Below are 14,266 nucleotides of genomic sequence, written 5' to 3' on the forward strand. Positions count from 1 at the left end.
TTGTTTAACTATATAAAAACTATACAAAAAATATATCTACTAAATCGATTGAAATATGGAATATATTGAATTTACTGGTATTTATTTAACACATATATAAATTAGAAAAAATTGATTTGTATAGTTAATGTATAGTTTAAAACGTTCTTTTTTTGTATTCTGAAAGTGTTTTAAATAGAAAAATATTAACATTAAAACAGTATAATTTCATTTAATTAAAAAAAAGTGAATTAATTTTATGAAATCCTTAATAGATGTAGATTGATTTCTGTAATTGTAATGTTTATCTTTGCTTGTATTTTAATTTTGCTATGATTATAAAAGATATTTCTACATTAGAACCTAAGAAAAATATTCTTATAAAAGGTGCTCAAATTCACAATTTAAAAAACCTTGATGTTGCTATACCAAGAAACAAGTTAGTCGTTATTACTGGACTTTCTGGCTCTGGAAAATCTTCATTGGCTTTTGATACTTTATATGCAGAAGGTCAAAGGCGTTATGTTGAAAGTTTATCATCTTACGCTAGACAATTTCTTGGCAGATTAGACAAACCAAAAGTAGATTACATAAAAGGAATTGCACCTGCAATTGCCATTGAACAAAAAGTTAATACTACAAATGCGCGTTCTACAGTAGGAACTTCAACAGAAATTTATGATTATCTAAAATTATTATTCGCTAGAATTGGTAAAACAATTTCGCCAATTTCTGGTAATGAAGTAAAAAAAGATACCGTAACTGATGTTGTAAACAAAGTTAAAACATTAGAAATTGGAACTAAATGGTTGCTTCTCGCTCCAATTTTCTTAGAAAAAGATAGAAAATTTGAAGATAAATTAAAAGCATTATTACAACAAGGTTTTGCAAGAATCTTGGTTGATAATGAAATGATTCGACTAGATAGCATCTCGTCTCTCGACTGCGCTCGAGATGACAAAAAAGATAAGACAAAAAAACTAACTATTAAAAACACCTTATTAATAGTAGACAGAATTGTATTAAATGAAGAAGTTACTGGAGATGAAGATTTTTATAATAGATTGTCTGATGCTGTTCAAACTGCTTTTTTTGAAGGAAAAGGAGATTGTTTTCTTCAAGAAATTGATTCTAAAAAACGATTGGAATTCAGTTCGAATTTTGAGCTTGATGGAATGACTTTCCTAGAACCAAACGTACATTTATTTAGTTTTAACAATCCTTATGGAGCATGTCCTATATGCGAAGGTTATGGAAACATTATAGGAATTGATGATGAATTGGTAATTCCAAACACGTCACTTTCTATATTTGAAAATGCAATTTTTCCTTGGCGTGGCGAAAGTATGGGTTGGTTTAAAGAGGAGTTGGTTAACAAAGCATACAAGTTTGATTTTCCTATTCATAAACCTTATTTTGAATTAACCGAAGCTCAAAAAGACTTGGTTTGGAAAGGCAATCAATATTTTACTGGATTGAATGATTTCTTTAAAGAACTTGAAGAAAAAAATTATAAAATTCAAAACCGTGTAATGCTTTCTCGTTACAGAGGAAAAACCAAATGCAACGTTTGCAAAGGAAAACGATTGCGAGTTGAAGCCAATTATATTCATGTTGGCGGAAAAACAATATCAGATTTGGTTGATTTATCTATAAAAAGATTGATTCCATTTTTTAAAAATTTGAAATTATCAGATTACGATGCCACAGTTGCCAAACGACTTTTAATAGAAATTAATAGCAGATTGTCATTTTTAAGTAATGTAGGATTGGATTATTTAACCTTAAACAGAAATTCGGCAACACTTTCTGGTGGCGAATCGCAACGAATAAATCTAGCAACATCACTTGGTAGTAGTTTGGTTGGATCAATGTATATTCTAGACGAACCAAGTATTGGATTGCATCCAAAAGATACCGAATTATTAATAGAAGTTTTAAAAAATCTTCGTGACTTAGGCAATACTGTAATTGTTGTAGAACATGACGAAGACATTATGAAACAAGCCGATATGATTATAGATATTGGTCCAGAAGCTGGAACTCATGGCGGACATTTAGTTGCACAAGGAACATTTGACGAAATTTTAAAATCTGATTCGTTGACTGCAAAATACCTAAATGGTGAAATGGAAATTAAAGTGCCTAGAATACGCAGAAAAACGTCATCCTATATTGATATTCTTGGCGCAAGAGAAAATAATTTACAAAATCTAGATGTTCGTTTTCCATTAGAATGTTTAACTGTAATTACTGGAGTTTCTGGAAGCGGAAAAAGTACTTTGGTTAAGAAAATATTATTTCCTGCCATTCAAAAAAGATTAGAAGGCGTAAGTGAAAAAGCAGGTCAATTTACTGATATGCAAGGACATTATCACAAAATTCATCATATTGAATATGTCGATCAAAACCCAATTGGAAGAAGTTCACGATCAAATCCTGTTACTTATATCAAAGCTTACGATGACATTAGAGATTTGTATGCCAAAGAAAAATTATCAAAAATAAGAGGATATTTACCCAAACATTTCTCCTTTAATGTTGATGGCGGACGATGTGAAACCTGCAAAGGCGATGGTTCTATAAATGTAGAAATGGTTTTTATGGCAGATGTTGAGTTGCCCTGCGAAACTTGTAACGGCAAACGATTTAAGAAAGAAGTTTTAGAAGTAAACTTTGAAGGAAAAAATATAGACGACATTTTAACAATGACTATTGACGATGCTATTTTATTTTTTAATGAACACAAGCAAACAAAAATTACCCAAAAAATTCAACCGCTTCAAGACGTTGGCCTAGGTTATGTTCAACTTGGGCAATCCTCTTCTACTCTTTCTGGTGGAGAAGCACAGCGAATAAAACTAGCTTCGTTTCTTGTAAAAGGAACTACTAAAGACAAAGCATTGTTTGTATTTGATGAACCAACAACAGGTTTACATTTTCACGATATTAAAAAGTTATTGGCGTCGTTCGATGCTTTGATAGATAAAGGACATTCTATAATTGTGGTAGAACACAATCTCGATTTAATAAAATGTGCCGATTGGATTATAGATTTAGGTCCAGAAGGTGGCGAAAATGGAGGACAACTTTTGGCCGTTGGAACTCCAGAAGATGTGGCTAGAAATAAAAAATCGGTTACTGGAAAGTATTTAAAAGATAAACTTTAATATTTTATTTTGTTCATACTTGTGCTGATGAATATCAGTACTTGTGCTGATGAATATCAGTAGCGAATGGCTTGGGCATTTCAACAATGCCTATTCCTGCAGCCTTCCCAAAACTTTTTTTGAAAATAAAAAAAGGTTTTTCCTTTGCATCAGGGCTAAAAATTTATGTCTTTTGTAAACTTCATTTTTAAATTCAATTTTTACAAAAGACATAACTAATTCTAGCCCAGACAGAAGTGAAAATCCTTTATTTAATTGTCTTGGGTTACAACCCAAGACAATTAAATAAAGATTGAAACGTATGGCTGGAAAATGGTAGATAAATACTCGCAAGCCATTCGCTACTAACAAAAAAAGATTTTATATTTGTGCAAAATATTATTAAATGAAAAACTTACAAACTGTTATAGAAAATGCTTGGGATAACCGAGATTTATTGAAAGACGAAACTACTTTAGCAACAATTAGAGAAGTGATTGCCTTGCTTGATGCAGGAGAATTGCGAGTTGCACAACCAACAAATACTGGTTGGCAAGTTAATGAATGGATAAAAAAAGCAGTTGTACTATATTTTCCTATTCAAAAAATGGAAACTTGGGAAAGTGGAATTTTTGAATACCACGATAAAATGTTATTAAAAACTGGTTATGCCGAAAAAGGAATTCGTGTTGTTCCGCCAGCAGTTGCAAGATATGGTGCGTATATTTCTAAAGGTGTAATTTTAATGCCAAGCTATGTAAATATTGGTGCTTATGTAGATGAAGGAACAATGGTTGATACTTGGGCAACAGTGGGAAGTTGTGCGCAAATTGGTAAAAATGTGCATCTTTCTGGTGGCGTTGGTATTGGTGGCGTTCTTGAACCGTTACAAGCTGCGCCTGTAATTATAGAAGATGGCGCTTTTATTGGCTCTAGATGTATAGTTGTTGAAGGTGTTAGAGTAGAAAAAGAAGCTGTTCTAGGTGCCAATGTTTGTTTAACTGCTTCAACTAAAATTATAGATGTTACTGGAAATGAACCAGTTGAATATAAAGGATTTGTGCCTGCAAGAAGTGTTGTAATTCCTGGAAGTTATACCAAGAAGTTTGCTGCTGGCGATTTTCAAGTTCCATGTGCTTTAATTATTGGTCAAAGAAAACCTTCTACAGATTTAAAAACTTCGTTAAACGATGCTCTTAGAGAATATGATGTAGCTGTTTAAATTGAAAAATAATATTTGTAAATTGGATTGTAAATTGAGAAATTTATAATCCAATTTTCTTTTTTAAGAACTTTTTTCGGTAGGTTTTATATTTAAATTGCTTAGTTTTTAAAAGTAAAATTTGTTGCAATTCGCTTTTATTTTGCTCACTTAACTCGGCATATTTATTGGCAATAATTTTAACCATAGTTTTAGACAACCACATTTTTTTAAAATTATCCATTCGTTTTTGTATAGATAAATTTTCAAATTTCATTCGGTTTAAATCTATCAGATAAAAATCATAATTAATTTTATCTCTTTTCACAATTAAAGTATTTCCTGGCGAATGATCTAGAAAGTTAATTTTAGCTTCGTGCATATTAAAGGTAAAACTTGCGAATTGTTCTAAAATTGATTGTCTGTTTTCAAATGATGGATTATGAATAAGTTCACGAATTGTAAAATCATACTCAATTTGTTGCGAAATGTAATAACTGTTTCCTAACAAACCGAAAGAATTTTTTTCTACAATATAAGCAATTGGAAAAGGAGTTTTAATATTGTTTTCTATTAAATAATTAGCATAATCAAAAGATCGTTTGGCTTTGGTAGCTCTAAAAAAGGAGTAAATAATTGATTTTAAAAGTCCAGGTTTTTGAAAAAATTTAATATTTACATTCTCATTATTTAAAAAATTAGATTTTATACTATTTCTAGAACCTTTAACTATCCATTCACCATCATCAAAAAAGTTGTTAACTAATTGATGTATAGCATTTTCTTGAGATTTGTAATTGTTATTAATGAAAATTGGCACAGTTGATAATTATAATTTGGTTTAAAAGTATAAAAAATAGTACTTTGCACCAAGAAATACTTTGTATGAACAAGATTTTAATTATTCAGAACAAGCGAATTGGCGATGTACTAATAAGTTCTGTTATTGCTAATAACTATAAAAAAAAGTATCCAAAAAGTGAAATTCACTTGATGGCATACGATTTTACGCATGGTGTTATTGAAAATAATCCTAATATTGATAAAATTATAAGCATCAATGAAAAGGAATTAAAAAAGTTTGGAAATCTGTTTAAATTAATTCTAAAATCAAGAAAAGAAAAGTATGATGTAATTTTTGATCCTTATTCTAAATTGCAAAGCAGATTGATATGCAAGTTTGGTGGAGCAAAACAAACTGTTGGTCATAAAAGCAGAAAAAAAATTGGAAATTTAGGTTATTACACACATCCAGTTGCTATTTTAAAAGAAAAAACACTAGTTTGTGGCAAAGCAATAGAAGATAGAATTCATCTTTTAAAACAAGTTGATACTTTTGAAAACATAGATTATGAACCTAAAATATTTTTAACAGAAGCCGAAAAAAATGCTACTGTATTAGAAAAATATTCAGACAAAAAAGTTATAATGCTTGGTATTCTTGGTAGTACTCCACAAAAATCGATGCCCTATGAATATGTTGCTCAAATAATTGATTTTATTGCTCAAAATTTTAATTGCTATTTGCTTTTTAATTATGCTCCAAATCAAAAAGAAGAAGCAGACAAAATTTATAATTTATGTAATTTTAAGCAAAATATTATACTAGATATTTATGCTCCAACCATTAGAGATTTTGCTGTAATAATGAGTAAATGTAGCGCTTTAGTATCTAACGAAGGTGGAACTGTTCATATAGCAAAAGCACTTAATAAACCTACTTTTACTATTTTTTCTCCTTATATACATAAAGAAGATTGGTCAAGCTTTGAAGATGGAAAATTTCATAAATCGGTTCATTTATTAGATTTTGTACCAAATGCAATGTCTGAACTGTCGTATGAAATGAACAGAGAAATTGAAAAAAATCCAAGAGAAATGTATTTAAAATTAACTCCTGAAATGATAATTCCTGAGTTAAAACTATTTTTAGAAAACAATTTATAACTAAAAAAGCTTTCAAAAATTAATTTGAAAGCTTTTTTAAAATTATGTTGAAATTTATTTGTTTTTTACAACAAGTCTAAATCCTTCACCGTGAATATTTAAAATTTCTACGTTTTCGTCTTCTTTTAAATATTTTCTTAATTTGGCAATATAAACATCCATACTTCTAGAAGTAAAGTAGTTATCATCTCTCCATATTTTAGTTAAAGCCAATTCTCTTGGCATTAAATCTTCAACATAAATGGCTAACATTTTTAGCAATTCATTTTCTTTAGGAGATAATTTTATTGGTTCGTTTCCTGGAAAATTTAAAAAACGCAATTTAGAATTTAAATGGAATTTACCAATTTGAAATTCAAATTGTACATTTTCAGCTTTAACTTCAGATGATTTTCTTTGCATTATTGCTTTAATTTTCATCAATAAAACTTCACTGTCAAATGGCTTGTTTAAATAATCATCGGCACCAACTTTGTAACCTTTAAGCACATCTTCTTTCATAGTTTTGGCAGTAAGAAAAACTATTGGCACTTCTTTATTTTTTTCACGAATTTCTTTGGCAAGTGTGTAACCATCTTTGTATGGCATCATTACGTCAAGAATACATAAATCGTAAGTGTCTTTTTTAAATTTTTCAAAACCTTCCATACCATTTTTTGCCAATACAACATCAAAGTCATTTAGCATTAAATAATCTTTTAAAATTGCTCCAAAATTTTGGTCATCTTCAACCAATAATATTCTTTTGTTTTCTTTTTCCATTTTTATTCTTATTTTTTGTTTGTTGTTTTTTTTTAATTTATGAGTGGTACTTTTATAATAAATGTACTTCCTTTTCCTTTTTCACTTTCTACAAATATTTCACTATTGTGATCTTCTACTATTCTTTTAACGTAAGCTAATCCTAAACCATGACCTTTAACATTGTGCAAATCGCCTGTGTGTTCTCTGTAAAATTTTTCAAAAATTCTTTTTTGAGCTATTTTACTCATTCCAGAACCGTGATCTTTAATTTTTATTACTATAAATTCTTTTATATTTTCTGTAAATATTTCTATAACTGGTTCTGATGGTGAATATTTTATTGCATTATCTAAAATATTTACAAATACATTAGTAAAATGAACATCATTTAATAAAACAGATGTTCTGGTTGCATCAAAATGTTTAGTAATTGTTCCGTTTCTATCTTCAATTATTAAATTTACGTGATCTATTGCATCTTCAATAATATCTTGAACATTATATGATTCTTTAGCAATATCCAACTCCTTTTTTTCTAATTTGGATATTCTCAATACATTTTCTACTTGTGCATGCATTCGTTTATTTTCGTCACGAATCATTTGTAAATACCTAAAAATCTTTTCTTTATCGTCAATTACTTTTGGGTTTTTAATGGCATCAAGTGCTAAATTTATTGTAGCAATTGGTGTTTTAAACTCGTGAGTCATATTATTAATAAAATCAGTTTTAATTTCAGATATATGTCTTTGTTTTATTAATTGATGTAATGCATTTGAATATGCAATTATTATAACTAACGTAAAAACTATAGATAATAGTGTAATGGCAAGAATTTCTCTAAACAAAAACTTTTTCTTTTGAGGAAACGTTAGTAATAATTGATATTTTTCGCTTCCATCATTATCCATAAAAATTGGAATTGAATAGGTTGCATATTTATCAAATCTAAAGCGTTCCGATTTAATTTTAGTTGCCAAACCATTACTATAAACATTAAATTCAAAAGGTGTTTTTACACCATATTCATCTAATTCTTTAGACACAAGATCTTGTAGTTTCTCTTTGGTAACTCTATCTTGTATGGCATATGCAGAAAAAATATCTTTATAAGCAATTTCAAATTGAGCGCTTTCTAGAATATCTAAATTTCCAGTTTTTTCAACAGTTATATCAGGAATAGCACGATTTTGAAACCTTGTATTGTCTATAGAATTATTATTATAAACTTCGGTTTTTCTTTTAGAACTAAATCCATTTACTTTTGAACTATCAGAATTTTTATCAAAGAACGTAGAAAATATATCATAATCTTCAGAAATTATACTGTTAGAATAAATTATAGTTTTATTGGTTTTCGCATTTCTTTGATAGTAACCATACTCTAAAAGATCATCCTTTTTTGGTACAACTTTAGTATTAGATTTTAATGTATTATTCTTACTGTAAAACGCATATTCTTCTTGTTTTTGAAGTTTTCTTGCAACATTTCCTAATACTTGTTTTACGTGAAATTTAAACTGTTCTTCGTTGTTTTCTAGTGATTTATTAAACCAATAAACTTGAACCAATATTATTCCTAATAAAGACAAACTCATTAAAACCACTAACAGCCGAAAAACAAACTTATTCATCATAACAAAATTAGCATTTTAACATTTATAGTGTTAATGTATTAACCAAACATTAACATTGAAGCCAAAAATTATTTATTTTTCAATAAAATAATGATTTTATCAACTTGTTCTTCAATTTCTTCTCTTTTTTCATTAGTAATTACATAATCGCTTTTAGCAACTCGCTCTTCATCAGAGATTTGATTGTTTATACGTTGTAAAACCTTTTCTCTGGTTGTGTTATCTCTTGTAAGTATTCTCTCTATTCGCATTTCAAGTGGCGCAGTAACTGTAATAATTTTATCGCAATCTTTATAACTTCCGCTCTCAAAAAGTATTGCCGCTTCTTTAACAATAAATTCAGAATTTTGATTGTTTTTTATCCAGTTATCAAAATGTATTTTTACTGCTGGATGTACAATTGTATTTAATTGTTTTAATTTTTCTGGTGATGAAAAAACAATCGATGCTAATTTTTCTCTATTTAATTGATTATTTAAAATTAAATCAGAACCAAATGTATTTTCAATTTTGGCAATTATTTCTGGAAATTCCATTACTTTTTTAGCTTCGACATCAGATATATATACTGGAATTCCTTTGGCTTTGAAATAATTAGCAACAGTAGTTTTTCCGCTTCCAATTCCGCCTGTTAAACCAATAATTTTAGTTTTTACAAATGGTTTTGGTATTTTAATTTCTTCTTTGGTTTCTATTTCAGATTTTTTTTCTTTTTCTATATTAATTTTTACTTCAGATTTAATTTCTAAGTCAGATTTTTTTTCTAAAATTATAGATTCATCAGATTCTATTCTCTTTTTAAAAAACAACTCTGGAAAAGCAATTTCTGGTTTTTGTTTTAAAATTGCTATTTTAATAAATGATTTTAAAAACCCAATTCCGTATCCGAAAAATTGTCTAAACGTTGCAATTACTGATAAATATCCAATAATTATACTTTTATTTTGAATACTTGAAACAATAAATATCAGAACGAAATAAGCAAAATAAACTTGTAGAAAAATTTCATACAATAGAATTAATGCAATTATTGAAAATATAAAACCTAAAACAAACAATGTAGGCAACCAAAAAGTAATTTTATTATATTCTGGATACCAAGAATTTAATATTGGACGCGCTTTTCCAAATTTTGTTACTTGCATTGAGAATTTTTCCCAATCTATTCTTCTTTTATGATACACAAATGCATTAGAAAATAATCTAGTTTCATAACCCAATTTCCATAATCTGATGCTTAAATCTGGATCTTCTCCTGGGTGAATATTTCCAAAACCTTTAGATTCTAAAAAAGCTTTTTTAGAAATTCCCATATTAAAACTTCGTGGTTGAAACTTGGTAATTTTTTCTGAACCACCACGAATTCCTCCAGTTGTTAAAAAAGAAGTCATTGCAAAATTTATAGCTTTTTGAATTCTAGAAAACGATTTTAATGCTTTATCTGGTCCACCAAAACAATCTACATATTTAGTTTTTAATTCATTTTCAACTTCTGTTAAATAATTTGATGGAATTATACAATCTGAATCAAAAATTATAAAATAATCGCCTTTGGCTTTTTGCATTCCATAATTTCTAGAATCACCTGGACCAGAATTATTTTTATAAAAATAAGATATTGATAATTTAGTAGCGAATTGCTCAACTACACTTTTACAGTTTTCTGTTGAACCATCTTCAACAATAACAACCTCAAAGGTTTGATTATAATTTATTGAAACTAAACTTTGTAAAAGTTCTTCTATTTCGTCTGGTCTATTAAAGACAGGAATAATTATTGAAAAATACATTTATAAAAAATTTTAACAAATATAATGATTTCTAAAAAAAGAAAAGTCCCGCAATTGCAGGACTTTAAAAAATACTATAAAATATGATTTATTGCTTAATTATTTTTATGATTTTTACAAGATCATTGGAAGATACTTTTACTAAATATGTTCCAGTAGGTAACGAACTCATATCAATTTTTCCTTCTGTTGAATTTATAGATTTTGAAAATATTTCTTGTCCTAATAAATTAATTACTCGAACTTTAGAGATTAAATCAGTGTTAGAAATAGTTAAAATATCATTCACTGGATTTGGATAAAATTTAAAATTTGAAGTATCAAAATTTGAAGTTGATAAAGAAGCATCAAATGCAGAAATTCCATAAGTTCCAATTTCAACATTATTATATGAAAAAGTTCTAACTAATAGTGTACTTGCTGGAAGTAATCCTGTAAGAGATAGTGATGAAAATCCAGCATTAGTATCATCATTACACAATAGAGAAGTCAAATTTAAACAATCTCCACTGTAAACTTCAACAACTGTATCTGTAACTGTATCGTCAGTAGAATTGGTTTGTATTGTTACATTACCAGATGTTGGTACTGCAACAGAATACCAAATATCGCCACCAAAATAGGCACCACAACTAGGTTCTAAAACTCCAGAAGAAGCAGTTGCGCCAAAATTAGAAACTATTAATGGATTATCTGCAAAAACGCCTCCAGGAATTAATGAAATTGCATCAACACATTCATCATTAATTGGTGGTGATGGAGCAACTCCACATTGAACTGCTCTACCAATTTCTGTATCATTTCCATCACAAGCAGTACTTAAGTGAGTATAAAATCTTATATCTCCAGAAATAGTAGAAATCCAATTTACATTTCCAGTTCCAGAAGTATAAATTATTGTACCTAAATCATTTGCTATAGTAATAAAAGTTGAATTGTTAGATGATTTAAATGAATATTGTATTCCAGAAGTTACTGTAACAGCTGAATACTCTGCAGTATATCCTGTTGTAGTTATAATTTCTTGAATTCCAGAACAGATTGGCACAAATGTAACAGCTGGAAATTGTCCAAAAGTATCACTTAAACATCCTGCAAAAGGACAATTGGAAGTATAAACAACTTCAAGTCTACTTCCACTTTCACAACCATTTTGAGTTTGAGAAGCAAAATAACTAATCTGATCAACTAATAAAGTTGAAGATGGTAATGGAGTTGTACTTAATAATGAATCATACCACTGAACAGAATTTCCTACTGCTTGAAGAGAAGCAACTGTACCGTTACAATAAGACTGACTAGCAGAACCAGTTGGAGATAAAGTTGTTGTTACACTTAAATTTAATTCGGCAATAGAATAACATCCATATTGATTTTCTACTCTAACAAAAATAGTTTCTGGATTTATAGTATTTACATAAGCAGTTGAGTTTGTAATTGGTGCAGTATTACTTTCAGCATCAAAAATTGATATAAAATAAGTAAAAGTGGTATTTGGTAAAGATGAAATACTTGAGTTTACATTTGTTAAATTAAAAATTTCAATACCATTAGTATTGTCATCACATTGAATTAATGTACTGTTATTTACAATTGGTGCTGATGAAATTATTGCTAAAACTGCAATTCTATTAAAACTTTCACAATTAATAGTTTGAGATGCATAATAAGTTGTATTTGAAACAATTGCATCGGTTAGTAAAAGTAAATTTCCTCCTGTTAAAGCATCATACCATTTTATTGTTGTTCCATCAACATATAAATCTCCAATTGTTGCTTCGCTACAAAATGCTTGAGTAGTATTTCCTGTTGGTTCCGGTGTTGTAGACGAACAATCATAAGCAGCAATTTGATAATTTCCAAATGCATTATTTTCATATTCAAATGTGTTTACATAAACAACTTCTCCTGGTGTTCTTCCTGTTAAGGAAATAAGTGAAAAATTACCTGTTCCATCATCATCATCACATTCAACAAGAACTAAACTAGAACAAGATCCAGAATATATTGCCATTCCAGTATCTAAAATTGCACTTCCAGTTAAAAATTTAGTTTCAACAGTTACGCTACCAGAAGCAGGAATTGTTACAGAAAACCAAACATCTCCACCATTATAAAAAGAACATCCAGCAGCTGGAGGATTTGAATTTGTTGCAGAAATATTTGTTGTTACAACAGAATTGTCATTAAATACATTCCCAATTATTAAAGAAGTAGAATTGATACAATTATCATTACTTGGTGGTAACGGAATTGTAGAAAAAGTAAATGGTCCAGTCCAAGAGCTATAACCATTAGCTAAACAATTAGCTCTTACATAAAATTCATAATCTGTATCTGGTAGCAAGCTTGTAGCATTAAAAACACTTGTGACATTTACATTTGATGGTATTCCTGTTGGAATTCCTCCACCTAATGTAGTTAAGTGTAAATCCCATTGAGTTTCTACGCATCCAATAGTCCAAGATAAATCGGCTGAATTATTAGTAATATTTACAGCATTTAAATTTGCAGGTTGAGGACAAACTGCTGCTGCTGTAATATTAATATCATAATCTTCTGTTTCACCATATAAATAATTTAAACATGGATCAATAGAAATTCCGGCAATATTATAAACATCTCTAACTCTCATTCTATGCATACCTGTAGTTGGATTACAAGCTAAACTTATAGGAAAAGTTGTACTTCCATTAGCTCCAATTGAAGCGGTTGTAAAACCTACTCTTTCTAATGTTTCAAAAATTGCATTATCATTATAATCTATCCAAACGGCTACGTTTTGAAATCCAAATGTACCTACTGCTACATTAATATTGTATGTAGAACCAGCTTGTAGTGTTCCTGTATAATTTGGCTGACCTGTAAAATAAGTAAATGATGGATTTACATTTGCTGTACCAGAATTGTTAGAAAGTGTTGTTCCAGATATTGTGATGTTAGATATTAAATCTCCATCTGTCTTACCATTTGTGTAAGTTGGATTGCAATAACATTGTGATAATGAATTTGATAAAACATAAACAGAATTACTATTGGTTGTTTCACTTGATGCATTACAAGTTACAATACATCTGTAATAAGTAGAACCAGTTTGAGATGTAAATAAAGTTGATGCAATTGCATTAGTGATTGAAATAAAATTTATATTATCTGTTGATGATTGCCATTGATAAGAAACATTGGAACCAACTGTTGTGTTTTCTAATGATAAATTGAAATTTACATTGTTACAAACTGATGAAACACTTGATAAAGTATTTCCTGGATTAGGAGTTCCACTGCAATTTAACGGTGGATTCCAAGTATAGGTTAAACCAGAAACTGGAAAAACAGTTTGAGACAAAATTAAAGTATTATCAGAATTTGTTGCTGCTGTTGAACTAGACCAATCTGTTGTTGTAGTCCTACTGTTATAGTTTGTGCTTGAAGTATTTGGATTGGCTCTTAAACCACATTGAAAAAGTCCTGCGGTAGCATTACTTGTCATAGAACCATAAACAACATCTACAACATTAGTTGTTTCTGATAATCTAATTTGAAAATTATAGGAATCACCGGCTTGATTAAATTTTTTAAAATTTTTCCATTGTATAACCAAAGTTTGATTTGGAGAATTACCAAGTACTTGATAACGAATTTCTCCACCAATTTGGGACTGCAAATCTCTTCCCATTGCTGAAACTCTTGCAACTAAATCATTAGTTACTTCACTAGATATTGATGCTATTGGCGTATATGATGAAGTTGTATTCATATTTACAGATGGTGATAGTAGTGAAGAACCAAAAGAAATCCAACCATTGCTATTTACAGCAA

General features: G+C 29.0%; 8 protein-coding genes and 1 pseudogene. 3 read left to right on the forward strand and 6 right to left on the reverse strand.

What is annotated here, in order from left to right; translation table 11 throughout:
• The first annotated feature begins 311 nt into the window (after window positions 1-311).
• Together uvrA and ACH2BC_RS02785 are read left to right on the forward strand one after the other, a co-directional pair.
• Window positions 312-3,149: an excinuclease ABC subunit UvrA gene (uvrA, locus tag ACH2BC_RS02780; protein ID WP_395052463.1), complete on the forward strand. Its 2,838-nt coding sequence runs from the start codon at window positions 312-314 to the stop codon at window positions 3,147-3,149.
• Between the two features lie 385 nt (window positions 3,150-3,534).
• Window positions 3,535-4,350, forward strand: a complete 816-nt coding sequence (locus ACH2BC_RS02785; RefSeq protein WP_395052464.1) for a 2,3,4,5-tetrahydropyridine-2,6-dicarboxylate N-succinyltransferase — start codon at window positions 3,535-3,537, stop codon at window positions 4,348-4,350.
• A gap of 43 nt (window positions 4,351-4,393) precedes the next feature.
• Here ACH2BC_RS02785 and ACH2BC_RS02790 read toward each other — a convergent pair whose 3' ends face one another.
• Complete coding sequence (locus ACH2BC_RS02790) at window positions 4,394-5,149, reverse strand: lipopolysaccharide kinase InaA family protein (protein WP_395052465.1); 756 nt, start codon at window positions 5,147-5,149, stop codon at window positions 4,394-4,396.
• Window positions 5,150-5,214: 65 nt separating this feature from the next.
• On the opposite strand from ACH2BC_RS02790, the gene ACH2BC_RS02795 reads away from it, so the two are divergent.
• Complete coding sequence (locus tag ACH2BC_RS02795) at window positions 5,215-6,276, forward strand: glycosyltransferase family 9 protein (RefSeq protein ID WP_395052466.1); 1,062 nt, start codon at window positions 5,215-5,217, stop codon at window positions 6,274-6,276.
• A 54-nt stretch (window positions 6,277-6,330) separates the two neighbouring features.
• Here ACH2BC_RS02795 and ACH2BC_RS02800 read toward each other — a convergent pair whose 3' ends face one another.
• The 5 genes and pseudogenes from ACH2BC_RS02800 to ACH2BC_RS02820 all read right to left on the reverse strand — a co-directional run.
• A complete protein-coding gene (locus ACH2BC_RS02800; RefSeq protein WP_395052467.1) occupies window positions 6,331-7,038 on the reverse strand; it encodes a response regulator transcription factor in 708 nt (235 codons plus the stop codon).
• A 32-nt stretch (window positions 7,039-7,070) separates the two neighbouring features.
• Window positions 7,071-8,654 carry a sensor histidine kinase gene (locus ACH2BC_RS02805; RefSeq protein WP_395052468.1) on the reverse strand — a complete coding sequence of 528 codons (1,584 nt, stop codon included), beginning with the start codon at window positions 8,652-8,654 and terminating at the stop codon, window positions 7,071-7,073.
• Window positions 8,655-8,725: 71 nt separating this feature from the next.
• Entirely contained in the window at window positions 8,726-9,466 is a 741-nt protein-coding gene (gene coaE, locus ACH2BC_RS02810; RefSeq protein ID WP_395052470.1) for a dephospho-CoA kinase, read from the reverse strand.
• Window positions 9,455-10,447 (reverse strand): annotated as a pseudogene (locus ACH2BC_RS02815) (glycosyltransferase); the annotation flags it as partial. The gene coaE and the pseudogene ACH2BC_RS02815, both read right to left, overlap by 12 nt.
• An 88-nt stretch (window positions 10,448-10,535) precedes the next feature.
• The coding region (locus ACH2BC_RS02820) for a GEVED domain-containing protein (RefSeq protein WP_395052469.1) at window positions 10,536-14,266 on the reverse strand (3,731 nt) is incomplete at its 5' end.

The sequence above is a fragment of the Flavobacterium sp. genome (genome assembly GCF_043760115.1).
Lineage (GTDB): Bacteria > Bacteroidota > Bacteroidia > Flavobacteriales > Flavobacteriaceae > Flavobacterium.